The sequence below is a fragment of the Streptomyces sp. NPDC020490 genome (assembly GCF_044335305.1).
GTDB lineage: Bacteria > Actinomycetota > Actinomycetes > Streptomycetales > Streptomycetaceae > Streptomyces.
Genome location: NZ_JBIRUY010000043.1, coordinates 35,115 through 59,133, shown reverse-complemented (window position 1 = coordinate 59,133; position 24,019 = coordinate 35,115). Strand labels below are relative to the sequence as shown.

The 24,019-nt window shown below is 72.2% G+C and carries 22 protein-coding genes and 2 tRNA genes; 16 read left to right on the top strand and 8 right to left on the bottom strand.

The window, feature by feature from the left end:
- Positions 1-10 precede the first annotated feature (10 nt).
- Together ACH4ZX_RS34105 and pepN are read right to left on the bottom strand one after the other, a co-directional pair.
- Positions 11-1,129 carry a hypothetical protein gene (locus tag ACH4ZX_RS34105; RefSeq protein WP_398281463.1) on the bottom strand — a complete coding sequence of 373 codons (1,119 nt, stop codon included), beginning with the start codon at positions 1,127-1,129 and terminating at the stop codon, positions 11-13.
- Positions 1,130-1,772: 643 nt separating this feature from the next.
- Positions 1,773-4,343 carry an aminopeptidase N gene (pepN, locus tag ACH4ZX_RS34100; protein WP_398281460.1) on the bottom strand — a complete coding sequence of 857 codons (2,571 nt, stop codon included), beginning with the start codon at positions 4,341-4,343 and terminating at the stop codon, positions 1,773-1,775.
- Positions 4,344-4,478: 135 nt separating this feature from the next.
- Between pepN and ACH4ZX_RS34095 the strand changes: the two genes are divergently transcribed.
- Positions 4,479-5,117, top strand: a complete 639-nt coding sequence (locus ACH4ZX_RS34095; protein ID WP_398281457.1) for a DsbA family protein — start codon at positions 4,479-4,481, stop codon at positions 5,115-5,117.
- 102 nt (positions 5,118-5,219) lie between these two features.
- Here the strand turns inward: ACH4ZX_RS34095 and ACH4ZX_RS34090 are convergent, their stop codons facing one another.
- Positions 5,220-5,453 carry a hypothetical protein gene (locus ACH4ZX_RS34090; RefSeq protein ID WP_398281455.1) on the bottom strand — a complete coding sequence of 78 codons (234 nt, stop codon included), beginning with the start codon at positions 5,451-5,453 and terminating at the stop codon, positions 5,220-5,222.
- A 299-nt stretch (positions 5,454-5,752) separates the two neighbouring features.
- Here ACH4ZX_RS34090 and ACH4ZX_RS34085 point away from each other — a divergent pair, with 299 nt between their 5' ends.
- Positions 5,753-6,331: a biotin transporter BioY gene (locus tag ACH4ZX_RS34085; RefSeq protein ID WP_398281452.1), complete on the top strand. Its 579-nt coding sequence runs from the start codon at positions 5,753-5,755 to the stop codon at positions 6,329-6,331.
- Between the two features lie 161 nt (positions 6,332-6,492).
- On the opposite strand, the gene ACH4ZX_RS34080 is transcribed toward ACH4ZX_RS34085, so the two are convergent.
- Positions 6,493-7,953: an amino acid permease gene (locus ACH4ZX_RS34080; protein ID WP_398281449.1), complete on the bottom strand. Its 1,461-nt coding sequence runs from the start codon at positions 7,951-7,953 to the stop codon at positions 6,493-6,495.
- A 119-nt stretch (positions 7,954-8,072) separates the two neighbouring features.
- Here ACH4ZX_RS34080 and ACH4ZX_RS34075 point away from each other — a divergent pair, with 119 nt between their 5' ends.
- Both ACH4ZX_RS34075 and ACH4ZX_RS34070 read left to right on the top strand, forming a co-directional pair.
- Complete coding sequence (locus ACH4ZX_RS34075; protein ID WP_398281446.1) at positions 8,073-8,561, top strand: ribose-5-phosphate isomerase; 489 nt, start codon at positions 8,073-8,075, stop codon at positions 8,559-8,561.
- Between the two features lie 29 nt (positions 8,562-8,590).
- Entirely contained in the window at positions 8,591-9,400 is an 810-nt protein-coding gene (locus tag ACH4ZX_RS34070) for an Fpg/Nei family DNA glycosylase (protein WP_398281443.1), read from the top strand.
- Between the two features lie 22 nt (positions 9,401-9,422).
- Here the strand turns inward: ACH4ZX_RS34070 and ACH4ZX_RS34065 are convergent, their stop codons facing one another.
- Positions 9,423-10,673 carry a GNAT family N-acetyltransferase gene (locus tag ACH4ZX_RS34065; RefSeq protein WP_398281523.1) on the bottom strand — a complete coding sequence of 417 codons (1,251 nt, stop codon included), beginning with the start codon at positions 10,671-10,673 and terminating at the stop codon, positions 9,423-9,425.
- A 173-nt stretch (positions 10,674-10,846) separates the two neighbouring features.
- Here ACH4ZX_RS34065 and ACH4ZX_RS34060 point away from each other — a divergent pair, with 173 nt between their 5' ends.
- Both ACH4ZX_RS34060 and ACH4ZX_RS34055 read left to right on the top strand, forming a co-directional pair.
- Positions 10,847-12,025, top strand: coding sequence for a PP2C family protein-serine/threonine phosphatase (locus tag ACH4ZX_RS34060; RefSeq protein WP_398281440.1), 1,179 nt, complete (start codon positions 10,847-10,849; stop codon positions 12,023-12,025).
- A gap of 133 nt (positions 12,026-12,158) precedes the next feature.
- Positions 12,159-12,602 (top strand): HD domain-containing protein, encoded by a 444-nt coding sequence (locus ACH4ZX_RS34055; protein WP_398281520.1) that lies wholly within the window; start codon positions 12,159-12,161, stop codon positions 12,600-12,602.
- A gap of 18 nt (positions 12,603-12,620) precedes the next feature.
- Here ACH4ZX_RS34055 and ACH4ZX_RS34050 read toward each other — a convergent pair whose 3' ends face one another.
- Entirely contained in the window at positions 12,621-13,727 is a 1,107-nt protein-coding gene (locus ACH4ZX_RS34050) for a type III polyketide synthase (RefSeq protein WP_398281437.1), read from the bottom strand.
- 291 nt (positions 13,728-14,018) lie between these two features.
- On the opposite strand from ACH4ZX_RS34050, the gene ACH4ZX_RS34045 reads away from it, so the two are divergent.
- From ACH4ZX_RS34045 to ACH4ZX_RS34015, 7 genes are all read left to right on the top strand, one after another.
- Positions 14,019-14,603, top strand: coding sequence for an acyl carrier protein (locus ACH4ZX_RS34045; RefSeq protein WP_398281434.1), 585 nt, complete (start codon positions 14,019-14,021; stop codon positions 14,601-14,603).
- Positions 14,600-15,934 carry a beta-ketoacyl-[acyl-carrier-protein] synthase family protein gene (locus tag ACH4ZX_RS34040; protein ID WP_398281517.1) on the top strand — a complete coding sequence of 445 codons (1,335 nt, stop codon included), beginning with the start codon at positions 14,600-14,602 and terminating at the stop codon, positions 15,932-15,934. The genes ACH4ZX_RS34045 and ACH4ZX_RS34040 overlap by 4 nt, the downstream gene beginning before the upstream one ends.
- Positions 15,935-16,092: 158 nt before the next feature.
- Positions 16,093-17,091 carry a beta-ketoacyl synthase N-terminal-like domain-containing protein gene (locus ACH4ZX_RS34035; protein WP_398281431.1) on the top strand — a complete coding sequence of 333 codons (999 nt, stop codon included), beginning with the start codon at positions 16,093-16,095 and terminating at the stop codon, positions 17,089-17,091.
- Positions 17,088-18,359, top strand: a complete 1,272-nt coding sequence (locus ACH4ZX_RS34030; protein ID WP_398281428.1) for a beta-ketoacyl-[acyl-carrier-protein] synthase family protein — start codon at positions 17,088-17,090, stop codon at positions 18,357-18,359. The genes ACH4ZX_RS34035 and ACH4ZX_RS34030 overlap by 4 nt, the downstream gene beginning before the upstream one ends.
- On the top strand, positions 18,346-19,695 hold the full coding sequence (locus tag ACH4ZX_RS34025; RefSeq protein ID WP_398281425.1) for a beta-ketoacyl synthase N-terminal-like domain-containing protein: 1,350 nt from the start codon (positions 18,346-18,348) through the stop codon (positions 19,693-19,695). Before ACH4ZX_RS34030 ends, ACH4ZX_RS34025 begins: the two co-directional genes overlap by 14 nt.
- Positions 19,692-20,480 carry an SDR family NAD(P)-dependent oxidoreductase gene (locus ACH4ZX_RS34020; RefSeq protein WP_398281422.1) on the top strand — a complete coding sequence of 263 codons (789 nt, stop codon included), beginning with the start codon at positions 19,692-19,694 and terminating at the stop codon, positions 20,478-20,480. The genes ACH4ZX_RS34025 and ACH4ZX_RS34020 overlap by 4 nt, the downstream gene beginning before the upstream one ends.
- A gap of 19 nt (positions 20,481-20,499) precedes the next feature.
- Complete coding sequence (locus tag ACH4ZX_RS34015) at positions 20,500-20,925, top strand: transposase (RefSeq protein ID WP_398281419.1); 426 nt, start codon at positions 20,500-20,502, stop codon at positions 20,923-20,925.
- Here ACH4ZX_RS34015 and ACH4ZX_RS34010 read toward each other — a convergent pair.
- On the bottom strand, positions 20,922-22,142 hold the full coding sequence (locus ACH4ZX_RS34010) for an acyltransferase family protein (protein WP_398281416.1): 1,221 nt from the start codon (positions 22,140-22,142) through the stop codon (positions 20,922-20,924). The genes ACH4ZX_RS34015 and ACH4ZX_RS34010 overlap by 4 nt on opposite strands.
- Positions 22,143-22,687: 545 nt before the next feature.
- Here ACH4ZX_RS34010 and ACH4ZX_RS34005 point away from each other — a divergent pair.
- The gene (locus tag ACH4ZX_RS34005) at positions 22,688-22,882 is read left to right on the top strand and encodes a hypothetical protein (protein WP_360759987.1); all 195 of its coding nucleotides are present in this window, start codon (positions 22,688-22,690) and stop codon (positions 22,880-22,882) included.
- A gap of 175 nt (positions 22,883-23,057) precedes the next feature.
- Positions 23,058-23,405 carry a DUF1330 domain-containing protein gene (locus ACH4ZX_RS34000; protein WP_398281413.1) on the top strand — a complete coding sequence of 116 codons (348 nt, stop codon included), beginning with the start codon at positions 23,058-23,060 and terminating at the stop codon, positions 23,403-23,405.
- Positions 23,406-23,499: 94 nt separating this feature from the next.
- Here the strand turns inward: ACH4ZX_RS34000 and ACH4ZX_RS33995 are convergent.
- A tRNA-Gly gene (locus ACH4ZX_RS33995) sits at positions 23,500-23,570 on the bottom strand.
- Positions 23,571-23,735: 165 nt separating this feature from the next.
- Here ACH4ZX_RS33995 and ACH4ZX_RS33990 point away from each other — a divergent pair.
- Positions 23,736-23,812: transfer RNA gene (locus ACH4ZX_RS33990), tRNA-Pro, on the top strand.
- Positions 23,813-24,019 lie beyond the last annotated feature (207 nt).

Sequence of the window (24,019 nt, the reverse complement as noted above, 5' to 3'; positions counted from 1 at the left end):
GCTGACGGGGCTAACGGGGCTCCACGACGACGTGCGCGGCGGGCTCCCGGTCCGAGGCGGCCATCAGCGCCGTACGGACGATCGCCGCCTGCTGCCGCATGCCGTCCCGCAGCTTTCTGGGCGTGACGTGGACGACCGTGATGCCCAGGCGCTCCAGGTGCTCGCGCTTGCGGGCGTACTCCGACCATGGCGAGCCCTCGTCGTGGCGCGGGGCGCGGGTGTCGAGGTCCACCGCCACGGCCTCCCGCGGCCAGTAGGCGTCGAGCCCGCCCAGGTGCGGCCCGCCCGGCAGGCGCAGCTCGACGTTCCACACCGGCTCGGGCAGGCCGTACTCGCGCACCATCCGGTACAGGCGGTCCTCGGCGACCGCCCGGCCCTCGGCCAGCAGGGAGTCCACCGCGTCCAGCACGTGCGGCCGGTCCAGCAGCTTCGCCCGGTCCAGCTCCCGGACGACGGCGGCCGGTTCGCAGTGGCCGTCGCGCACCGCCTCGGTCAGCAGCCGGCGCACCCGGCCCGCGTCCGTCAGCCGGGCCACCGCGTCCGCCAGGGCGCGCGGCACCGGCGCCACCGGAACGCCGGTCAGCAGGCGGGCGGCCGGCAGCGCGGACGTGCGGACGATCCGCGCGCAGCCGGCCGAACGCAGCCGGCGCAGCCGGGGGACCAGGACGTCGATCTTCTCCATCGCCAGGAGCGTGGGCGCGGCGGCGAAGCCGTGCAGCGCCAGGGCTGCCAGGCCGGTGATCACCGCGTCCGGGTACACCGGCCGGTGCGGCTGCCCGGTGCCCGGCTGCACCGGCACCGCGGCGCCCGGCCGCGCGGGCCGGAGCGGCTGCGCGGCGGCCGGCTGCGCCGGCACCGCGGCGGGCGGCCCGCCGGGCGCCGCGGCGTCCGGTTCGCGCGCCGCGTAGCGCAGCACCGCGTGCAGCCGCTCCTCGCTGGTCGCCGGGCCCGGATGCAGCAGGAAGACGCCCGGGAGGATCTGCTGCCAGGGGCCGCCGGGGCGGCAGTGCTCGTTCGTCTCCGCGGGCGACACACCGAGCGAGCGCAGCTGCGCCGTCGTCAGCACGCGGCCGCGCACCTCGGGGAGGGGACGGGCGGAAAGGGGAGTGCGGGGGGTGTTGTGGTTCATGCCCCGGCCATTCCCACCATCCGTCAGCCCTCTAACCGCTGTTACACGCTCGTCGACAAATGCGGACAAGGCAGCGCTAAAGGACGGATGTTCGGATGCCGAAGACGAAGGAAAACCCCTGGTCCGTTCGGGTGAGACCAGGGGTTACGGCTCCTGTTGCCCGGATTCCGTAACGGTCGCGGACCGGCCGTGACCGGGCCGCAGACCCGTGACGGTCGGGCCGGCGGCCGCGTCGCGGACCTACGACGGTCGGCCCGCGACCGTGCCGCAGACCCATAACGGTCGGCCTGCGAGGCGCGCCGCGGACCTGTGACGGTTGGCCCGCGAGGCGCGCCGCGGACCTGTGACGGTCGGCCTGCGAGGCGCGCCGCGGACCTGTGACGGTCGGCCTGCGAGGCGCGCCGCGGACCTGTGACGGTTGGCCCGCGACCGCGTCGCGAACCCGTGACGGTCGGCCGCGACCGTGCCGCAGACCTACGACGGTCGGCCGCGGCCGCCTCGCGGACCTACGACGGTCGGCTGCGGCCGCCTCGCGGACCTACGACGGTCGGCTGTGGCCGCATCGCGGACCTACGACGGTCGGCTGTGGCCGCCTCGCGGACCTACGACGGTCGGCTGTGGCCGCATCGCGGACCCACGACGGTCAGCCGGCGGCCGCGTCGCACGCCTGTCCGCGCAGCCCCCGGGCCAGGTCGTCCCGCGCCTCCAGCACCAGCCGCCGCAGGGCCGGAGCGGCCTGCTCGTGGGCGGCGAGCCACGCGTCCGTCGCCTCCAGCGTCGCCGGCGAGTCCAGCAGGGCCGGGAACAGGCCCTGGACGACGCTCATGCCGATCTGGATCGACCGCTCGCTCCACACCCGCTCGATCGCCTCGAAGTACTTCGCCGCGTACGGCGCGAGCAGCTCCCGCTGCGACGGCTGGGCGAACCCCGCGATCGTCGCCTCCACCAGGGCGTTGGACAGCGCGTCGGACTCCACCAGCTGCGCCCACGCCTGCCCCTTCACCGCCGCCGACGGGCGGGCGGCCAGGCAGCGCACCTGGTGCCGCTTGCCGGACGCCGTGTCGTCGCGGGCCAGCTCGGCCGCCAGCACCGACTCGTCCGCCACCCCGTGCGCGGCGAGCGGCTCCAGGAACGCCCACCGCAGCTCCTGGTCGACATCCAGGCCCTCGATCTTCTCCGCGCCGTCCAGCAGGTCCCGCAGCAGCCGCAGATCGGCCGGCGCCGACGCCGTCGTCGCGAAGAACCGCGCCCACGCCAGCTGGTGCTCGCTGCCCGGCTCGGCGGCCCGCAGCTCCCTGAGCGCCCCCTCGGCGAGCAGCCGCTCACCCGTCGGCCGCCACCCGGGCGCGACGTAGTGGACCAGCGACGACGTCGACCACGCGTGCAGCATCTGCAGCACGCCGATGTCGGACTCGCGGCCCGCGAACCGCAGCACCAGGCCGATGAAGTCCCGGGCCGGCAGCAGCGCGTCCCGGGTCATGTTCCACAGCGCCGACCAGCACAGCGCCCGTGCCAGCGGGTCGGTCATCGCGCCCAGGTGCTTCCGCAGCGTCTCCAGCGACGTCCCGTCGAAGCGGATCTTGCAGTACGTCAGGTCGTCGTCGTTGACCAGCACCAGGTCCGGCGCCTGGGCGCCGGCCAGCTCCGTGACGACCGTCCGCGCGCCGTCGACGTCCGCCTCGGCGCGCGCGTACCGCACCAGACGGTCGTCCTCGCGCCGGTACAGGCCCACCGCCACCCGGTGCGGCCGCAGCTCCGGATGCGACTCCGCGGCCTCCTGCAGCACCGCCAGCTCCTCCACCCGGCCGTCGGTGCTCAGCAGCACCTGCGGGGTCAGGGAGTTGACGCCGGCCGTCTGCAGCCACGCCCGCGCCCACGCGCCCATGTCCCGGCCGCTGGTCTCCTCCAGCACCGACAGCAGGTCGCCCAGGCGCGTGTTGCCGTACGCGTGCCGCTTGAAGTAGCGCCGGGCGCCCTCCAGGAACGCGTCCTGGCCGACGTACGCCACCAGCTGCTTCAGGACGCTGGCGCCCTTGGCGTACGTGATGCCGTCGAAGTTGAGCTTGGCGTCCTGCAGGTCGTGGATGTCGGCCGTGATCGGGTGCGTGGACGGCAGCTGGTCGGCGCGGTAGGCCCACGCCTTGCGGCGGTTGGCGAAGGTGATCCAGCCGTCGGTGAAGCGGGTGGCGCCGACCAGCGAGAACGCGCCCATGAAGTCGGCGAAGGACTCCTTCAGCCACAGGTCGTCCCACCACTCCATGGTGACCAGGTCGCCGAACCACATGTGCGCCATCTCGTGCAGCACGACGTTCGCCCGGCCCTCGTAGGACGCCCGCGTCACCTTCCCGCGGAAGATGAACTCCTCCCGGAAGGTCACCAGTCCCGGGTTCTCCATCGCGCCGAGGTTGTACTCGGGCACGAACGCCTGGTCGTACTTCCCGAACGGGTATGGGTAGTCGAAGCGCTCGTGGAAGAAGTCCAGGCCCTGCTTGGTGACGAGGAAGACGTCGTCGGCGTCGAAGTGGGGCGCCAGGCCCTTGCGGCACAGGGCGCCCAGCGGGATCCGCAGCGTGCTGCCGTCGGGGAGGGTGCGCTCGTAGGCGTCGGTCACGTAGTGGTACGGGCCGGCCACCACGCAGGTGATGTACGTCGAGATCGGCTTGGTCTCGGCGAACCTCCAGACGCCGTCGGTGAGTTCGCCGACGCCGTTGCTCCACACCGTCCAGCCCTCGGGCGCGCGCACCTCGAAGCGGAAGGGCGCCTTGAGGTCCGGCTGCTCGAAGTTGGCGAACACCCTTCGGGAGTCGGCCGGTTCGTACTGCGTGTACAGGTAGACCTCGTCGTCCTCGGGGTCGACGAAGCGGTGCATCCCCTCGCCGGTACGGGAGTAGGCGCACTGCGCGTCGACGACCAGCTCGTTGTCGGCGGCCAGGTCCTCCAGCAGGATCCGCGAGCCGTCGAAGACGGCGCCCGGGTCGAGGTCGCGGCCGTTGAGCGAGACGGCGGTCACGCTCGGCGCGATCAGGTCGGCGAAGGTGGACGCGCCCGGCTCGTTGCACCGGAAGCGGACGGTGGTGACGGAGCGGAAGGTGCGCGGCCCGTCGTCCGCGGCGCCGACGGCCGAACGCAGGTCGAGGGACACGTCGTACCCGTCGACGGCCAGCAGGGCGGCCCGCTCCCGGGCTTCGTCGCGGGACAGATTCTCACCGGGCACGGGCGGCACTCCCTCAAGATCCTTGGCAGGCTGTACAGGACCGATCCTGCCACGCACTGCTGACCGCGGGCATCCGGGAATGACGGGGACGATCAGTGGCGTTGTCCGGGAAAAGGCTTCCCGCTGAGGAGAGACATGTCGGACAAGACTCCCGTCGACTTCTGGTTCGATCCGCTGTGCCCCTGGGCCTGGATGACCTCGCGCTGGATGACGGAGGTGGAGAAGGTCCGGGACGTCCAGGTCCGCTGGCATGTGATGAGCCTCGCCGTCCTCAACGAGGACAAGCTCGACGACCTCCCCGAGGAGTACCGCGAGCTGCTCGAGACGAAGGCGTGGGGTCCGGTCCGCGTGGTCATCGCGGCGCAGCAGGAGCACGGCGCCGAGGTGCTCGGCGACCTCTACACCGCGCTGGGCACCCGCATCCACAACCAGGGCGAGGGCGCGGAGAAGTCGGCCGTCGCCGCCGCGCTGAAGGACGTCGGGCTGCCCGAGTCCCTGATGGACCACTGGGACTCCACCCCCTACGAGCCGGAGCTGCGCGCCTCCCACAAGGAGGGCATCGACAAGGTCGGCCAGGAGGTGGGCACCCCGGTCATCGCCGTGCCCGGCGCCGACGGCGAGCAGATCGCCTTCTTCGGCCCGGTCGTCACCCCCACCCCCAAGGGCGAGGAGGCCGCCCGGCTCTGGGACGGCACGCTCGCGGTCGCCTCGATCCCGGGCTTCTACGAGATCAAGCGCACGCGGACCGCGGGACCGGACTTCAGCAACCTCTGAGACGGCCTCCGGGGCGATCTCCAGGCGGCCTCCGCGGCAGCCTCCGAGACGACTCCCGAGACGACCTCACCAGACCACCTCTGAGACGACCTCCGGCGCCCGTCACCCGGCGGCGTCGGTCTCCTCCGTACGGAACCTCTCGGGCAGGAGACCGCCGCCGCCCCGGTGCAGGTGGGGCTGGTACCACAGGCAGCGCGGGGCGGTGCAGCGCCACAGGTCGCCCACGAAGTGGCGGGGCCCCTTCACCTCGCGCACCGCCGCCTTCTCCGCCGCGTCGAGCCTCCGGAACTTCTGCCTGCTGCCGCAGGTCGGGCACTCCCGCTCGATCTCGGTCACGTACGCCTCCTCATGCCGGCCCCCGCTTTCGTGGTACAGCGCGCACCCGCCGCCCGCACCCCGAACGGCCGCGGCTTCCCCCTTTGGTGGGAACCGACAGTCGGCCCGCACCCGCCGCACGTGAGCGAAACGTCCCTGCCTCAGTGACCGTTATCACTCCGCCCAGGGTGTCGCCGGGAGACTTTGTCTGGAACCCACCAAACCGCCGATCACCCCTTTGTCGAGCGCTGACGGTGATCGGCGCCGAAGGCCTGGGTTAGCGTCACGGTGTCCCCATCTGCCCGACCCGCGGAGTCCCCATGAGCACCGCCACCGCCACGACCGCCCGCACCGGGCAGGTTCTCGCCGACCTCCTGCCCGCCTCCCGCGTCCGGGACGCCGCCCTCGTGCTCGGCGGCGCGGCGCTCACCGGCCTCGCCGCCCAGATCGCCGTCCCCGTCCCGGGCTCCCCGGTGCCGGTGACCGGCCAGACCTTCGCCGCGCTGCTCGTCGGGACGACGCTGGGCGCCGGCCGCGGCTTCCTCTCGCTCGCGCTGTACGCGCTGGCCGGCCTCGCGGGCGTGCCGTGGTTCGCCGAGGGCTCCTCGGGCGTGGCCGTGTCCTTCGGCTACATCCTCGGCATGATGCTCGCGTCCACCGTCGTCGGCGCCCTGGCCCGCCGCGGCGCCGACCGCTCGGCGCTGCGCATGGCCGGCACGATGCTGCTGGGCGAGGCGGTCATCTACGCGGTCGGCGTCCCGTACCTGGCCGCGGCCGCCCACCTCTCGGCGGGCGCCGCGATCGCGGCCGGCCTCACCCCGTTCCTGATCGGCGACGCCCTGAAGGCGGCGCTGGCGATGGGCCTCCTGCCCACCGCCTGGAAGCTGGTCGAGCGCTGACGCCGCGGTCCCCGCGGAAAGCGAAGAGGCCCGCCGGGCAGAAGCACGACTTCTGCCCGGCGGGCCTCCCGCACGTCCGTAGGCCGTAGGCCGTAAGCCGCACGCCGCACGCCGCACGCCGCACGCCGCAAGCCGCAAGCCGCACGGCCCGCCGGCCCGGGTCAGCCCGTCCTGATCCCGTCCCGCGCCTCCACGGCCCCGGCCCCGGCCCCGGCGGACGCCCGCCCGCCGGCGGCCCGCTCCCGCACCACGGCGACGACCAGGACGACCGCGGCGACCAGCAGCGACAGCAGCACCGTCACCCGGCCGTCGTGCTCGGTGTCGGTGAGCATGTACCCGAGCACCAGCACGATCAGCGCGGCCGTCGCCCACGTCAGGTACGGGTACAGCCACATCTTCACGACCAGCTTCTCGGGCGCCTCCGCGCGGATGATCCGCCGCATCCGCAGCTGCGAGAAGCAGATGACCAGCCACACGAACAGGGCCACCGCACCACTGGAGTTGACCAGGAACAGGAAGACGGAGTCCGGGAACTCGTAGTTGAAGAACACGGCGAGGAAGCCGAACACGACCGACGCGACGATCGCCGCCATCGGCACGCCGCGGGAGGTGGTCCGCGCGAACGCCTTCGGCGCGTCCCCGCGCTCGCCGAGCGAGAAGGCCATCCGGGAGGCCGTGTACAGGCCGGAGTTGAGGCAGGACAGCACCGAGGTCAGCACGATGAAGTCCATGATCTGACCGGCGTGCGCGATGCCGAGGGAGTCCAGGGCGGCGACGTACGAGCCCTTCTCGGTGACCGACTCGTCGTCCCACGGCACCAGGGTGACGACCACGAAGACCGAGCCGAGGTAGAAGACGGCGATGCGCCAGATGATGCTGTTGGTCGACTTGGTGACCGCCCGCCGCGGGTCCTCCGACTCGCCCGCGGCCAGCGTGGCGATCTCGCTGCCCATGAAGGAGAACACCACGAGCAGGACGCCGGTGAGGATCGCGCCGGGCCCGTTCGGCAGGAAGCCGCCGTGGCCGGTGAGGTTGGACAGGCCCGCCCTGTCGTCGTCCACGCCGGGCAGCACGCCCAGGACCGCGAGAGCGCCGACGACGATGAACACCCCGATCGCGACGACCTTGATCCCCGCGAACCAGAACTCGAACTCGCCGTAGGAGCCGACCGACACCAGGTTGGTCGCGGTGAGCACCACCATCACCAGGAGCGCCCAGCCCCACTGCGGGACGGCCGGGACCCAGCCCGCGAGGATCTTGGCGCCGGCGGTGGCCTCCACGGCGAGCACCACGACCCAGAAGAACCAGTACAGCCAGCCGATGGTGAAACCGGCCCAGCGGCCGAGCGCCCGGTCGGCGTGCGCCGAGAAGGAGCCCGAGGCCGGGTTCGCGGCGGACATCTCGCCGAGCATGCGCATCACGAGGACGACGAGCGTGCCGACGAGGGCGTACGACAGGAGGATGCCGGGGCCCGCGGTGGCGATGCCGGAACTCGATCCGACGAACAGGCCGGCGCCGATGACGCCGCCGATGGCGATCATCGACAGGTGACGGTTCTTGAGTCCGGCCTGGAGGCCGGAGCCGGGTTCGCCGGCCTTGGCCGGGGTCGGCTGCGCGGTCATACGGGGAATTCCTTTGCGCCGGGTGAGCGGTCGGTCTTCCGGGCCGGCCCGGTACGAGCCGGCCCAGGGGAGTGACACCCGACGCTGCTTCCCCGAAATGCTCGTGTCACACTCGGAGCATGCGCGTGTATCTCGGCTCCGACCATGCCGGCTTCGAACTGAAGAACCACCTCGTCGAGTGGTTGAAGGCGGCCGGCCACGACCCCGTCGACTGCGGCCCGCACATCTACGACGCCCAGGACGACTACCCGCCCTTCTGCCTGCGTGCCGCGGAGCGGACGGCCGCGGACCCCGACTCCCTGGGCATCGTGATCGGCGGCTCCGGCAACGGCGAGCAGATCGCCGCCAACAAGGTCAAGGGCGTGCGCGCGGCTCTCGCCTGGAGCGAGGAGACCGCGTCGCTGGGCCGCCAGCACAACAACGCGAACGTCGTCGCCGTGGGCGCGCGCATGCACACGACGGACGAGGCGACCAAGTTCGTCGAGACCTTCCTGAGCACCCCGTTCTCCGGCGACGAGCGGCACATCCGGCGCATCGACATGCTGGCGGACTACGAGACGACGGGCGAGCTGCCCCCGATCCCGGCGCACCACCCGCAGCAGGGCTGACCGCCCCGGGGCAGGAAGGGAACCGGCACGTGCCAGAGGGGCACACGATCCACCGGCTGGCGCTCGACTACGCCGACCGCTTCTCCGGCACGGCACCCCGGGTGACCAGCCCCCAGGGCAAGTTCTCCGACGCCGCCGCCCTCCTGGACGGTGCGGAACTCACCCGCACCGAGGCCCACGGCAAGCACCTCTTCCTCGGCTTCCGCGACACCGACTGGGTCCACATCCACCTGGGCCTGTTCGGCAAGGTGACCTTCGGCGGCCGGCCCGCCCCGCCGCCGACGGACACCGTCCGCCTCCGCCTCGCGAACGAGAGCGCCTACGTGGACCTGCGCGGCCCCACCACCTGCGCCCTGATCACGGACGCCGAGAAGCGGGCGGTACACGCGCGCCTCGGCCCCGACCCGCTCCGCGCGGACGCCGACCCGCAGGCCGCCTTCCGGCGCGTCCGCGGCAGCCGTACCACGATCGCCGCGCTGCTCATGGACCAGAAGGTCATCGCCGGTGTCGGCAACGTCTACCGCGCCGAGGTCCTCTTCCGGCACGGCATCGACCCCTACCGCGCCGGCCGGGACATCACCCCGGCCGAGTGGGACGCCGTCTGGCACGACCTGGTCGCGCTGATGCGGGAGGGCGTCCGCAACAACCGCATCGACACCGTCCGCCCGGAGCACACCCCCGAGGCGATGGGCCGCCCGCCCCGCGTCGACGACCACGGCGGCGAGGTGTACGTGTACCGCAGGGCCGGCCTGCCGTGCCACGTCTGCGGCGGCGAGATCCGCACCGCCGGCCTCGCCGCCCGCAACCTCTTCTGGTGCCCCGCCTGCCAGTCGGCCTGACAACAGGTCCCGGGAAGCGCCGCTAGAACCCGTGCGGCAGCCAGGGCGCCACCGTCGAGGCGAACGCCACGGACGCCTCCGCCAGCGCCCCCTGCCGCAGCTCCCGCACCCGCCCGGCCGCGGCGAGCGCGTCCAACGTCACCCCGCCGAGATAGGCCGCGCCCAACTCCCTTACGGACAGAGCCAGATCGGCGGCTTCGTCGGTCCGCTCGCAGGACGCGCCCTTCGTGTCCCCGATCAGCCGCCAACGCCCGCCGTTCCACGGGCAGAACGCGTCCTCGACGTCCAGCACCACGTCCACCGGCGCCTGGTAGGCGCGCGCCTCCAGCGCCGCCCCGACGTCCACCAGCCGCACGTACAGCGCGTCGTGCAGCCGCGGGTGGCAGCGGCGCGGGTCGGACACCAGGTACTGCCACGGCTCGTCCACCGGGCGGCCCCGCGCGGTCAGCGTGCACGTCAGGTCGATGTCGAACAGGAACCGCCACAGCGCGGCGTGCGCCGCCGCATCCAGCGCCTCGGTGTCCTCGACGATCACCGTGCCCCGCGGACCGCCCGCGTCCGACTCCGGCCGCACCCGGAAGCGGGCGTACCCGGCCACCTCGCCGTCCCGCTCGGCGAGAACGCACTGCAGCGGCGACGCCCCCGCCCGCGACGCCTCCGGGTCGAGCAACGGCAGCCGTTCCCAGCCGGGCAGCCGCACCAGCATCCCGGGCCGGCCGGGCACCTTGCGGGCGTACACCGCCTCGCAGACGTCCAGCACGTCGGCCGGTGCCGCGTAGCGCAGCCGCACCTCGTCGGTGCCCGGCGGCACGGACAGCCGTACCCGCGCGGTGTCGACCTCGACGTCGACGCGGTGCGTGGCGACGGCGTACCCGAAACGGCCGTAGATGTCGGGTTCGGAGGCCGTCAGCACCGCCAGCGGCCAGCCCCAGGACCGCACGTCGTCCAGTTGCCGGCGCATCAGCGACGTCAGCAGGCCGCGGCGCCGGTGGGTGGCCGCCACGCTGACCATCGTGACGCCCGCGGCGGGCACCGCGGCGCCGCCCGGCACGGTCAGCCGGAAGCTGAACGCCCCCGCCGTCCCCACGCACTCCTCGCCGTCCCACGCGCCGAGCGAACGGTCGATCTCCGTGAGCGCGTTGAACAGCTCCCGTTCCTCGGCCGGCTCCGGGACCCCGCCGAAGGCGCGGAGCAGGGTGTCGTACCACGCGTCCCACTGGACCCGTGCCAGCCCGCGGACGACGATTCCGTCGCTCCGCCCGTCCCTCGCCATGCCAGTCGCCATGCATCATGCCTATCAAGGAGGTGCGGGACGGGCGAGGGAATTTCCCCGGGGGCGCCGGAGCGGGAACGCCGCGTCCGGGGTTGTGAAGTTGGGCTCCTACGGGGGGATAAGTCGGACCTCGCGTGCCAAGCGGCGCGTGCGATGGATAGGGTCCCGAACTAATGGCAGCAGGACGACAGCGGCGCTCGGAAGCCGAGACGGTCACGGCCCGGTTGAAGATGCAGTGGCACCGGGCCCGGGTCGGCGTGCGCAGAAGCGCCGTCGACTACTTCCGCGGCGACGGCGCGGACTGGGTCGCGCTCGCCGGACTGCTGCTGCTGGTGCCGGTCATCACGGCGGCGACGCTCGCCAACGCGGTGTGGTTCTCGCCGGCCGCGCTGGTGCTGCCGATCGTGGTGGGGGGCCTGGTGCTGCGTCCGGCGAGCCTGCTCGGGCTGTACGCGGCGGCCGCCACGGCGCTGATCGTGGAGTCGGTGTGGCTGGGCCCGTACACCGAGGGGCCGTCGCGGGTGACGCCCGGCGTGGTGCTCGTGGTCGCCGCGTGCGGGTTCTTCGGGCTGCTGGTCGCGCAGTTCCGCAGCCGGGTCGGCGTGCCCTGGCGGCGGGGCGGCACGATGCTGTTCGACCTGCGCGAACGCATCCGGGTGCAGAGCAAGCTGCCGAAGCTGCCGGTCGGCTGGCACCGGGAGATGGCCCTGCGGCCCGCGGGCGGCCAGTCCTTCTCGGGCGACTTCGTGGTCGCCGCCCGCACCAACGGCGGCCGCACCCTGGAGGTCGTCCTCACCGACGTCTCCGGCAAGGGCATGGACGCCGGTTCGCGGGCGCTGCTGCTGTCCGGCGCGTTCGGCGGCCTGCTGGGCTCGCTCCCGCCGCACGCCTTCCTCCCGGCCGCCAACGGCTACCTGCTCCGCCAGGACTGGCAGGAGGGCTTCGCGACCTCCATCCACCTGGTCCTGGACCTCGACTCCGGCGACTACGAGCTGTACTCCGCCGGGCATCCGCCGGGGCTCCAGCTCAGCGCGGGCAGCGGGCGGTGGGAGGAGAAGGCCGCCGAGGGGCCGCTCCTTGGCGTGTACGACGGCGCCCAGTTCGACCCCGTGAAGGGCTCGCTGAGGCCCGGCGACGTGCTGATGCTGTTCACCGACGGCCTGGTGGAGACCTCCGACCGTGACATCGTCGAGGGCATCGACCGGCTGACCGGCGAGGCCGACCGGTACGTGGCCGGCGGCTTCCACGGAGCGGCCTGGCACCTCATCGAGGCGGTCGCCAAGGACGTCAACGACGACCGGGCCCTGCTGCTGATCTGCCGCGAAGGGCCGACCGCGGCGGGCGTGCGCTGAGCGCCGCGCGTTCAGCGGTGTGTGCCCCGGTGCGCCCCGGCGTGCGCTCAGCCGGCGTGCGCTCAGCGGTGTGCGCTGAGCGGTGTGCGCCGGTGTGGGGGACACTGGCGGCGTGACCGAGACGCACCGGACCATGAGCCTGGCCGAGGTGGAGGCGCTCGCCCGCGCCGCCCACGAGGGGCAGACCGACAAGGCGGGACGCCCCTACGCCGAGCACCTCAGCGCCGTCGCCGAGGGCGTCCGGGCGCGGGGCGGCGACGACGACCAGATCGCCGCGGCCTGGCTGCACGACGCGGTGGAGGACGACGCGCTGTCCGCGCGGTGGCTCGACCAGGCCGCGCTGAGCCGGCGCACGAAGGACATCGTCCGCGCGGTCACCAAGCGGGCGGGGGAGACGCCCGAGGCGTACGCCGGGCGCGTCCTGGCCACGCCGGGCGCGCTGCTGGTGAAGGAGGCGGACCTGGCGCACAACGCGGATCCGGCCCGGCTCGCCCGCCTCGACGACGCGGCCACCCGGAAACGACTGACCGAGAAGTACGCGCGGATGCGCGCGCTTCTCGGTTTGACGGGCGACTGACCAGGGCCCCTCGTCTAGCTAGGACAACAGCGCGAAGTCGAAGCTGAAGCCCGGTCCCATGGCCATGAGCACCGCCGGCATCGTCGGCCGGGACGCGGCCAGGGTACGCCGCAGGATGTCGAGGACGGAGACGCCCGACAGGTTGCCCACCTCGGACAGCGACTCCCAGGAGTGGCGCAGCGCCTCTTCGGGGACTCCCAGCCCGCGCTGCATGGCCTGGAGCACCTTCGGTCCACCCGGGTGGCAGACCCAGGTCGCTACGTCGTCGGTCTTCAGCCCGCACTCGGCCAGGAAGTCGCCCACGGCCTCTGGGATGTACTGCTCCACCACCAAGGGCACGTCCGAGCGCAGGACTGGGGAGAGCCCGTCACTGCCGATGTCCGACCCGGTGATGTCGGCCACCTCCGGGTACAGGCGGCTGCCCCCCGCACTGATGCGGGCCTTTTCCGCACCGCCGGCCAGCCGGTGCCCGGCTCCGGCCGCTACGACGGCGGCGGCCCCGTCGCCGAACAGGCCGCCGCCGACGATGCTGGCCATCGAGAAGTTGTGAGCCTGGGCGGTCAGCGAGAGCGGTTCCACCGCGAGCAGCACGGCCACCTGATCGGGCCAGGCGTGCAGGTAGTCGTGGAGGCGGCCGATCCCCGCGGCGCCGCCCGAGCAGGCCAGGCCGAACAGCGGGAACCGTTTGACGTTGCGGCGGAACCCGAGTCGCGCCGCGAGCATCGTGTCGACCGACGGAACGGCCAGGACACTACCGCTGGTGAAGACCAGTGCGTCCACCTCGTCGGCCATGACGCCCGCCGCGTCGAGCGCGGACCGCAGGGCCTGCTCGCCGAGTTCGAGCGCGACATCAATGGCGATCGCGTTCGCTTCGGTGAAGCCGGAGATGGCCTCGTACTTCTCCAGGGGCAGGCCCAAGTACCGTCGGGAGATGCCGGAGTTGCCATGGATCGACGCGGCAGCACGGGCCTTGGATCCCGTCAGACCGAGCGCACGACAGAACTCCGCCGTTATCTCCTCCTGGGTGTAGCAGTGGGCCGGGAGCGCGGTCTCGACGCTCAGGATGGCCGGTCCCCGGCGGGCCGGATCCTGTGTGGGACCGTGCTGTGCGGTGAAAACGTTCATATGGGCATCCGATCTCCATCGGTCGTCGGTGCCGGCCAAGAAATCTCCCGGTGGCGGTGAGAGGCGGACGGCGGGGCACGAGCAGCCAGTACGCCCAGTACATCCGATTCCGATCATCGAGGCAATAGGTAACAATTGCTCACCCTTGGTGCAAAGTTCAAAGGGAAGAATGGCAACTGGTGCGTCACGCAGCTGGCGTCGGCCGGGGCCTGGCCAGCGACACCACCGCGTCGTACGGCGCTCGTGCGCGAGCCTGGACGCCCTCTTCGGCACACGAGACAGGAAACCGCTGTGAACAACCCCTTTGAATACGAAGTCGTTCAGGACATCGTGCGGACCGCCGCGGCACGAGTCCTGGGCTGTCCGGCAGACTCCCTCTCCCCGGCCACGGCCCTCGTGCGGGACCTCGGCGCAGACTCTCTCGACCTGGTCGAGCTGCGCTGTGAACTGGAGGACAGACTGCTCGTGGTGATGCCCAATCAGAGTGTCCTCGACCACCTCGTCGAGCTGACGGGGACCAGCGACGCGGTGTACGGGCCGGACGGCGGGGTCACCGCCTTGGCCGCGCGGGTGCTGCGCGACAGCGCGTTCCGCTACGACGAGGAGCAGGCCCGGGCGGGCACGCCGCCGTACGAGATCGCCCGCAGTACCACCGTCGCGAACTGGGCCCACTTCGTGAGCACCCTCTTCGACCACCTGCCCGGCTCCTGCCCGGAGTGCGCGGGGACGAAGGCGGCGGTCTCGCCCGCGCAACGCGCCGAGTGCGCCGACTGCGGGACCGCGCTAACCCCCCAGGCGGGCGACACCGTGCTCGCCGCCACCGTCCGCACTGCGGCCGGATCCGAGACGGCCTGGGCGGAAGCCACGTGCGTATGAACCCCGTCGGTGCGGCGCCGCCCGCCGGCAGTGCCGAAGACGAACCGCACGCGCAGCAGGACGTGGTCGTCACGGGCCTGGGCATCGTGGCCGGTGACTACCTCGACCCCGACGTCCTCTTCGACCATCTGGCCGCGGGCGGATCGCTGGTTGCCCCCGATCCCCGTATGGCCGGCTGGGGTCTGCCCGGGGGCGTGTCGGCGCGTGTCCCCGAGGAGGCACGCCGCCACCTGGAAGGCCTCGTCCCGGCCGGTACCGGCCCGCTGGGTCCGGCCGGAACACTGGGCTGGTACGCGGCGGACAGTGCCTGGGCCGACAGCGGACTGGGCGCTACGGTCGCTCCGGAACGCGTCGGGGTGTTCGTGGGCTGCAACCGCACCATGAGTACGGCCGCCGATTTCGCCGAACTCACCGACCACTGCGATCCCACGTCGGGCACCTTCGACCTGGACACCTATCTCGATGACGTCGGGCCGCGCGCCGACCACGATGTGCTGCTCCGTCCCACCACCCTCACCACCGCCCTGGCCCGACAATTCGACGCCGGTGTCGCGGAGACCCACGCCGCGGCCTGCGCGGCGGGCGCGACGGCGATCGGCAGCGCCTGCCGGGACATCCGCAGTGGCAGGCTGGACGTCGCACTCGCGGGCGGCACCGAGTCCTTGACCACGTTCGCCGCCGTCGTCGGATTTCTGGCCCTGGGCGCCCTCGCCCTCGGCACCACCGGCGACCCCACCGCTGTCAGCCGCCCCTTCGACAAGGACCGGACCGGCTTCGTCATCGGTGACGCCGCGGCCTTCCTTGTTCTGGAGTCCCGCGCGCACGCCCGCCGCCGCGGGGCGCGGACACGCGCCCGGATCGCGGGATTCGCCGGCGTGTCCGAGGCCGTCCGGATAACAGCCAGCTCCCTTGACGGGCAGAGCTACGCCGACTGCATGCGGCTGGCCCTCGACGACGCAGGCCTGGAACCCACCGACATCGGTCACGTGAACGCGCACGGCACCGCGACAGCAACCAACGACCGCTGCGAGGCGGCGGCACTCGCACTGTTGTTCGGTGAACGCGTCGGATCGGTCCCGGTGACCGCGAACAAGTCCGCCGTGGGCCACACGCTCGCCGGGAGCGGCGCGGTGGAGGCCGTGCTGTCGGTACTGACGCTGCAACGGCAGACGCTGCTGCCCACTCTCAACCACCGCGCGGGCGACGAAGTCACCTCCGTTCTCGATGTGGTGACCGAGGCACGGACCTGGCCCGTCTCGGCTGTCTTGTCGAACTCCTTCGGCTTCGGCGGGCAGAACAGCTCGCTCGTGTTCACGGCCGAGAGCGAGTGAAGATGACCGTGCTCGACACAGTCCGTCTGGGCGCCCCCGGCCTCGTCACCGCAGCGGGAACGGGTGTGACCGCTTTGTGGCGGTCGTTGATCGGAGCATCGGGCACCGCCCCCGCCGCCGTACCGTTGCCCTGGCCGCAAGGCGCCCGTGCTCTGCGGGTGGAGGACCCCGATGCCGCTCTCCTGGGAGTGGACCGGCGGGTCCTGCGCACCACGGAGAAGCAGGCCCGACTGGCCCTGCTCGGAGCTCGGCTGACGAAGGTCGCGGCGCCCGGAGTCCGGGGGGAGCGCTGCGGCCTTTTCCTCGGCCTGCCGACCGTCGACCAGGAGCTGCTCGCCCTCAAGCACGCCGATGCCCTGCGTGCCGTCGCCGGCAGCCCCGACGAGGTGGCCCGGTTGTACAGCAGGGCGACGCCGCCCTTCGGTGCGCTGGAACACCTCAACAGCACCGCGGCCGCGCACGTGTCGGCCGCCCACGGACTGACCGGCGCCACCGCCGTCTACGCGCCCTTCTCGGACGCGGGGCTGAACGCCCTTGTCGACGGCGTCCTGTCCGTCGCCGAAGGAGAGAGCGACGCCGCTCTGGTGGGCGCGGTCGCACCCCGCATCCACCCGCTCCTGCCCCTGCGCTACCGGGCACTGGGCTGGCTGGGCGGCCCGCTCGGGGAAGCCACCGCCTTCCTGATGGCGGAACGGAGCACCGCCGACGCCCCCGGCGTGCGACTGGCCGGCTATGCCCGAGGATTCGCCCCTGATCCGGCCGCCCGAAGCACCGCCTTGGCCGCCGTCGCCCGGCGCGCCATCCGCATGGCAGGCACCCACGCCGACGGCATCGGCTGGGTGCTCACGGACGGAGCGCTTACCGAGGAGGCGGCACGGGCCCAGGAGAGCGCACTGCACTACGTCTTCATCGGCGTCGACCGGCCGCCGCCCGCGGTCGGCACCGAGGACCGCCTGGGCAACACGGGGCCGGCCCAGCCCCTCATCCACGCCCTGCTGGGCATGCGGGCCCTGGAGACGGGGCGCTGCCTGTCACCGGGCACATCCGGGCTGGTCGAGGCACCGATGCCGCGGCCACGCGTCCTGCTGCTGGCGGCGGGCCCGCTCGGACAAGTCGGTGCCGTCGTACTCAGCACGAAGAGCGGAGCGCCATCGTGAACGAGCGTGTGGTCGTCACCGGCCTAGGCGCCGTGACCGGCTTGGGCGCCACCTGGCAGGACCTGTGGGAGGGCCTGCTCGGCGGACGCTGCGCCGTGCGCGCGTGGTCCCCTCCCGGGGTCACGGATTTCCCGGTGGGATTCGGGGCGCCGGTGGACGACGCCGTGCTCCCAGCGCCGAGCGACGGCTGGGACGCGGACGGCCCCGCCGACCGCAGGACCCGCCTCGGCCTCGCCGCGGCCCGGCAGGCACTGGCGGGGCTCGACCCCCACGCCCCGCTGCCGCGCTCGACGGCCACCGCGATCGGCTCCGGGACCCCGGAACGTGATCCGATGGAACTGCTGCCCGCCACCGGTGAAGCTGGCCCGAGCTGGACCAATCTGTACGCCCGGCGTGGTGAACTGCGTCGCGGCACCGGGCTGTTCCAGCCCAACGACGCCCTGGCGGCTCGCATCGCGCGTCGGCACCTGCTCGGCGGGCCGGTGGTCAACCTGACCACGGCGTGCGCCGGGGCCGCGCACGCCGTGGGCCACGGCTTCCGCATGATCCGCCGGGGAGAGGCAGCCGCCGTGCTGGCGGGCGGAGCGGACGCCGCACTGAACCTGCATTCTGTCCTGGGGCTGACGCAGCTCGGCGCCACCTCCGTGACCCGGCGGTTCGGTCCCCGCCTGTGCCGCCCGTTCGATCGGGAGCGCAGCGGCATCGTCATCGGCGAGGGAGCGGGCATGCTCCTCCTGGAGAGCGAACGCAGCGCACGCCGCCGGGGCGCCCCCGTCCATGCGGAGATCATCGGTTTCGGCACTTCCCTGGATGCCCACCGGGTCACCGCACCCCATCCGGAAGGGGCCGGGGCCGTCCTGGCGATGCGCCGGGCCCTCGCCGACGCCCGAGTGTCCCCGGGCGAGGTCGACTGCGTCAACGCGCACGGCACGTCCACGGCGCTCAACGACCGCATCGAGACCGCTGCGATCAAGAAGGTGTTCGCTGACGGCGGCCACCACCGCAGGCTGGCGGTCACGGCGAACAAGGCCGCGCTCGGCCACTTGGTCGCCGCCGCCGGTGGCCCCGAGCTCGTGGCCACCGTGCTGACGGTGCGTGACGGCGTCATACCGCCGACTCTGCACCTCGACTCACCGGATCCCGAATGCGATCTCGACTACGTACCGCACCACGCGCGCTCCGGTGCCTTCAGGACGGCAATCAGCAACTCCTTCGGCTTCGGCGGCATCAATGCGACCCTGGTGGTGAGAAGGTATGGACCGCTCTGACACGCGTACCGCCGTCGTGATCACCGGAACGGGTATGGTCACCCCGGCGGGCCGGGGGTGCCAACCGCTCTGGACCCACTGGCGGGACGGGAGCACCGCGTTGGGGGAGTACCGCGACCCGCTCGTGCGGACGTCCAGGATCCGCTGGTTCGGACACGTGCCGGCCGAGGTCGCCGAGAGCGCCCAGGAGACGGTCCCCCACAGGCTGCGCAAATTCGGCACCAAGACCACGTTCAACGCGGTACTGGCGGCCCAGGACGCGATCGAGCAGGCGGGCCCGGGCTGGACGGACATCCCCGAGGAACGCCGCGGCCTCTACGTCGCCCAGGACGACGCCGTCGAACCCTCCGCGGACATCTTCGCCGCCGCCTTCGAACGACGGGTGCGCACCGACGGGCTGCTCTTCGCGCAGACCGTCGAACGCCTTGTGCGGGGGAGGGGATTGAGTCCCTTCGGCATCATCAGGGCCCTCAACAACAACGCGCTGGCCCTGATCAGCATCACCCACCGCTTCCGGGGGGACTGCGCGGCGCTCATCCAGGACACCGGAGGCACCATCGCGGCCCTCGCCCTCGCCGTCCGGGCGCTGCGGGACGGTACGTGTGACACGGCGCTGGTCGTCGGTACCGGCAGTTACAACCATCCGGCGAAGCTCGCCGCTGCCTACCACGCCCGACGCCTGGCCCCGGGCACGGACGGCCTCGCGCCGTTGCTGAGCTTCGACGACCGGCGCACCGGGACGGTGCTCGGCGAAGCGGCCGCCGCCGTCGTACTGGAACGGGCTGCGGACGCCAGCAGGCGCGGAGCGCGGGCCCGCTGCGAGGTGCTCGCCACCACACTGCGGCCCACGACCGGTGCGGCGGCCGCACCCCGCGCCGACGCCGCACGCGTGGCGCGGTCCCTGGCGGCAGCCGGACGCACCGTAGCGGACCTCGACGCCGTGCTTGCCGACGGCCGGGGCTGCGTTTCGGCCGACGCCCGGGAGGCCGCGATGCTCGGCGAACTGCTGGCCGGCACGTCTGTACCGGTCAGCACGGTCCGCCCCGTCGTGGGGACGCTCGGCGCCGCGGCACCGCTCGTGGACCTGGTGCTGGGCGCGGAGGTCATGGAGCGGCAATTGCTACCGCCGGTGCCCTTCCTCGATGCACCGCTGCCCGCCGTGCGTGGCTTTCTCTCCCGTGCACCGGTACGCGCACCGCTGCGGACCCTGTTGTCCCTGCACGGCGCCTTCGACGGATTCGGGGGTGCCGTGCTCACGCGACAGCCACCACACACCGCCAACGCGCCCGACGTCGTGCCGCGCCCGGCTGCACACCACCGAAAGGAACAGATATGACCAGCCCCCTCGTGGCAGGCCTCACCGGCAAGACAGCCCTGGTCACCGGTGCGGCCCGGGGAATCGGCCTGGAAACTGCGCTGATGCTGGCCGAGAACGGCGCGAAACACGTGATCCTCCTGGACCTCGACCCGGCCGGCGTGCAGCGGGCCGCCGGAGCCGTCCGGGACCGCGGAGCCGCCGCGACTGCGGTCGCGGTCGACCTCGCCGACCGGACGGAGCTGCGCGTCGCGCTGTCTGCGAGCCTGCGCGACGCGGGCAGCCTGGACATCGTCGTGAACAACGCTGGCATCTGCGACGAGAACGCCCCCGACGACCTCGACACCTGGCTGCACGTGATGGACGTGAATCTCACAGGCGCTTTCGCGGTGACCGCGTGCTGCCTGGGCCGCATCGGCGACGGCGGCCGGATCGTCAACGTCTCGTCCGTGCTCGGCAAGCTCGGCAACCTCCGCAACACCGCTTACAGCGCTTCCAAGCACGGTCTGCTCGGCTACACCAAGTCGCTGGCGCTCGATCTCGCGCCCCGGCGCATCACTGTCAATGCGGTGCTGCCGGGCCGGGTCGACACCCCGATGATGAGCCGGGAACTGGGTGTTCTGGCCTCGCGGATCGGCAGTGACGTCGAGCGGGTGGTACGCAACGCGCGCAGGGAGGTGCCGCTGCGTCGGCTCATCGAGCCGGCTGAGGTTGCGGGCTTGATCGCGTTTCTCGCCTCCGACAACGCCGCGGCGATCACCGGGCAGAGCTTCACCATCGACGCGGGATTCACCCGCGGCGCGTGATGGACCCGCCCCGTCGGCCGTGGGGCGCCTCGATGGCCCATCCCTTGCACACCGGCCCACGGCCAACCGACAGGAACAGGAGTGGAGGCCGCAGAGATCTTCGGGAAGTCGGTATCCCCAGAGGGCCGGCAGGACACCTGTCTGTCAGGTGGACGTCTCGCTGCACCTCGCGTGCGATCACGTCTCGGCGGTGGTCGACTGGCGGTCGTTCCTGCCGCAGACCTGGGGTCCCGCCTCGCCGAAGGCGGACCCGGACAAGGTCGCCCGCCGCGGGAGCTGCGGCATCCCCGACGACGTCGGTCATGTGGAGAAGTGGCAGCCGGCCCTGGACATGGCTGACGAGGTCCCCTCGTGGGGGAGCGAGGGGCCGCTGGCCCTCGCGGACGCCGGATACGGCGACGCCGCCGCGTTCAGGCTCGGCCTGAACTCCCGCGGCCCGCACTAGGCTGGCATCTTCTCGCGCCGCTCGCTCTTCTCCCGGGCCCGGGCGAGTTCCGCCGCGTCCCGCTTGAAGGCCCACTTCATGTCGGGCTCCATCACGAACCGGAACACGCGCTGCACCGGCCGGGTGCACAGCAGGGTGACGGCGGCGGCCGCGACGAGCGTCACGGCGATCTCACCGAGCGGCCGGTGCAGCCACCGGGGCTCGAACCAGCCGTAGAAGTCGCCGGCCTTCACCAGGAACCCGTGCAGCAGGTAGCCGTAGAGCGTGCCCGCGCCGAGCGCCGTGAACCACATGCGGCGGCGCGGCACCCAGGCGAAGAAGCAGGCGGTCAGCAGCAGCGAGCAGCCGAACAGCGCGAGCACCATGACGGGGCCGGTCCACCAGGGGGAGCCCAGCTCCTGGGCGGCGTCGCGGTGGTAGAACCAGGCGGTGTTCATGCGCGGCACGGCCCACCAGCCGATGGCCAGGGCGACCGCGAGCACCGGCACCGACGCGATGCGCATCGCGCGCGTGCGTACCCGCTGGAAGTGCTCGGGCTTCATGCACAGGCCCAGCACGAAGTACGGCAGGAACTGCAGGACGCGCTGCAGGTCCAGGTCGTTGCCGATCTCGGGGGAGACGGAGCCGAACATCGCGATGCCGAGCGCGAGCGGCAGCGGCCAGCGGGCGATCTTCCACAGCGGGGTGGTCAGCCGCCAGATGAACAGGGCGAGCAGGAACCAGGTGAGGTACCAGGGGTCGAGCAGACTGACCGTCATGCCCGGGTCGTGGTCGCCGTAGCGCTTGAAGAGGGTGTACGCGGTCTCGAAGACGACGTACGGCACGAGCATGCCGGTGACCAGCCGCCTGAGACGGTCCGGGCGCATGTCGAAACTGCGCGAGAAGTAGCCGGAGATGATGATGAACGCCGGCATGTGGAAGGTGTACACGACGGTGTACACGCCTTCCAGGATGCGGCTGTCGCCCTTCAGGGGCTCCCAGGAGTGGGCCATGGCCACCAGCACGATCGCCAGGTACTTGGCGTTGTCGAAGAACGAGTCGCGCTGCTTGCCTGGTGTCGCCGGCCGGTCCCGGCCCTGCCGGTTCCGGTCGTCGCGGTTCTGGTCCTGCCGGTCGTGCTGTTTCTGCTGTGAGCGCGGAGTCGGCACTCCCGACGCCGGCTGGGCCGGGGGGAGCGGCGCTCGGTGGTGGCCTTGCGGTCGCAGCGAGTCCGTCACAGACCTTCCCCCCGGTGACAGGAGGAGACGGTCGGGTACGCCGCTGCGCATGCGGGGGACGAGGCAGCGTAGAACATCTGAGTCACCCTAGCGTTGTCTGTGGGTATCCGTAAAACCCTCGAGGTCTTTCCCGGTTTATGAACTCCGGGTACCCCCGCTTTCGCGGCAGTTGACATCCCCCCCCCGGCGTGACGGACGGCACACTTTGCGCGCCCCGCTTGTCATGATTCATACCGATTTGGTGGTGCATTTGACGGGCCTGTTGCAACAATTCGGAATACCCGCACGCACGTTGTGTGGGCATGGAAACGATGCCGGTCAATTCCCCGTGCGGGTGCGTTGTCGAATTGCCGTGCGGATCAGCCCCGTTGGGTCCGCGGGAGCCCCCGTCGGCGGCCCGTCCCGGCGCGCCGCCGGGGCGGGCGGGGCCGCCGATGCCTCAGGTACCGCATAAGGGTGGCCAGTTGGTGGCACGATGGTTCTGGCGGGGTGCGCGGGTGCGTCCCCAGGCCGGGAGAGCGGACCGACCGAGGGTGTGATCTGTTGTGGCCATTTCGCTGTCAGTGGTGCTGCTTTTGGCGATCATCCTGGTGGTGCTGATCCGGGGAGGGTCGATCAAGGCCGGTCCCGCCATCGTCGCGATTCTCTTCGGCTTCTTCCTCGCCTCGACCGGCATGGCCCCGTCGCTCAACCGGTTCCTCAACTCGATAGCCGAGACGATCAACTCGATCAGCTTCTGACAACCCGGTCAGCTTCCGCCCGGCCCGCCCGGCCCCCCTCGGTCCCGCCCGGCCCGCCGCAGTGAGGTGGGTCCCCGCCTCGGACGGGGTCCGCTTACCCGTCGGGTCATCGACCCCGGCGCGTCGGCATGCCACGCTCATCGGCGTAAGGAGCCCGACCGACCGGAAGGACGCCATGCCCGCCTACGCCATCGCTCACCTGCGAGAAGCCGCTCCACATCCGGAGATCGCCGAATACATCGAGCGCGTCCCCGCCACCTTCGAGCCGTACGGCGGCCGCTTCCTCGTGCACGCCGCGCAGCACGAGGTGAAGGAGGGCGCCTGGCCCGGGCACGTCGTGGTGATCGGCTTCCCCGGGATCGCCGAGGCGCGGGCCTGGTGGGACTCGCCTGCGTACCGGGAGATCGCACCGCTGCGCTCGCGGCACGTCGAGGGCGACATCATCCTGGTCGAAGGCGTCCCCGAGGACTACGACCCGGCTGCCACCGCAAAGGCGATGCGGGAGGCCCTGCCGGCCGAGTAGCCCGCCGGCCCGGCGGCGGAAACCGAACACCGCCCCGGGAAGCGATCAGGGCCAGGCGGAGAATCATCCTCCGGCCTGGCCCTGAGCCGTACAGAGCGGGCGACGGGAATCGAACCCGCGTAGCTAGTTTGGAAGACTAGTGCTCTACCATTGAGCTACGCCCGCACGCGACGCGCCGCAGGTCAGGTGACCGCGGCACTGGAGGCATCGTAGCGGGTCGCCGCCCCTCGCCGCACACCCGTTTCCCGCCCGCGCCGGACGCCCCCACGGCGTCGGCGAAATGCGGCGGCCCCGCTGTCGTCGGCCATGTACCCTACGTGTCGCACCAGACGGGGTGTGGCGCAGCTTGGTAGCGCGTCCGCTTTGGGAGCGGAAGGCCGTGGGTTCAAATCCCGCCACCCCGACCACCGACCGGTCAACACCGGTCACCCGAGCGATCACTCCGGTTGATCGCCTTTGGGGCGTTCAGCCGTGGCGGTTACTATGCAAGCTGCGCGCCCGTGTGTCTCATCCGCAGGAACCCACTGGACATCCACTGGACATCCATCTGGATCCTCCGGACGTCCTCCGGGCGGCGAATCCGCCGGACCAGTCTGGCTCCGGCAGAAACCAAG

Excerpts from the sequence above, each read along its gene's own strand:
- ACH4ZX_RS34105 (WP_398281463.1), bottom strand. The coding sequence starts at position 1,129 with ATGAACCACAACACCCCCCGCACTCCCCTTTCCGCCCGTCCCCTCCCC.
- ACH4ZX_RS34095 (WP_398281457.1), top strand. The coding sequence starts at position 4,479 with ATGTCGGACAAGACTCCCGTCGACTTCTGGTTCGATCCGCTGTGCCCC.
- ACH4ZX_RS34085 (WP_398281452.1), top strand. The coding sequence starts at position 5,753 with ATGAGCACCGCCACCGCCACGACCGCCCGCACCGGGCAGGTTCTCGCC.
- ACH4ZX_RS34080 (WP_398281449.1), bottom strand. The coding sequence starts at position 7,953 with ATGACCGCGCAGCCGACCCCGGCCAAGGCCGGCGAACCCGGCTCCGGC.
- ACH4ZX_RS34075 (WP_398281446.1), top strand. The coding sequence starts at position 8,073 with ATGCGCGTGTATCTCGGCTCCGACCATGCCGGCTTCGAACTGAAGAAC.
- ACH4ZX_RS34065 (WP_398281523.1), bottom strand. The coding sequence starts at position 10,673 with ATGGCGAGGGACGGGCGGAGCGACGGAATCGTCGTCCGCGGGCTGGCA.
- ACH4ZX_RS34060 (WP_398281440.1), top strand. The coding sequence starts at position 10,847 with ATGGCAGCAGGACGACAGCGGCGCTCGGAAGCCGAGACGGTCACGGCC.
- ACH4ZX_RS34055 (WP_398281520.1), top strand. The coding sequence starts at position 12,159 with ATGAGCCTGGCCGAGGTGGAGGCGCTCGCCCGCGCCGCCCACGAGGGG.
- ACH4ZX_RS34050 (WP_398281437.1), bottom strand. The coding sequence starts at position 13,727 with ATGAACGTTTTCACCGCACAGCACGGTCCCACACAGGATCCGGCCCGC.
- ACH4ZX_RS34040 (WP_398281517.1), top strand. The coding sequence starts at position 14,600 with ATGAACCCCGTCGGTGCGGCGCCGCCCGCCGGCAGTGCCGAAGACGAA.
- ACH4ZX_RS34025 (WP_398281425.1), top strand. The coding sequence starts at position 18,346 with ATGGACCGCTCTGACACGCGTACCGCCGTCGTGATCACCGGAACGGGT.
- ACH4ZX_RS34020 (WP_398281422.1), top strand. The coding sequence starts at position 19,692 with ATGACCAGCCCCCTCGTGGCAGGCCTCACCGGCAAGACAGCCCTGGTC.
- ACH4ZX_RS34000 (WP_398281413.1), top strand. The coding sequence starts at position 23,058 with ATGCCCGCCTACGCCATCGCTCACCTGCGAGAAGCCGCTCCACATCCG.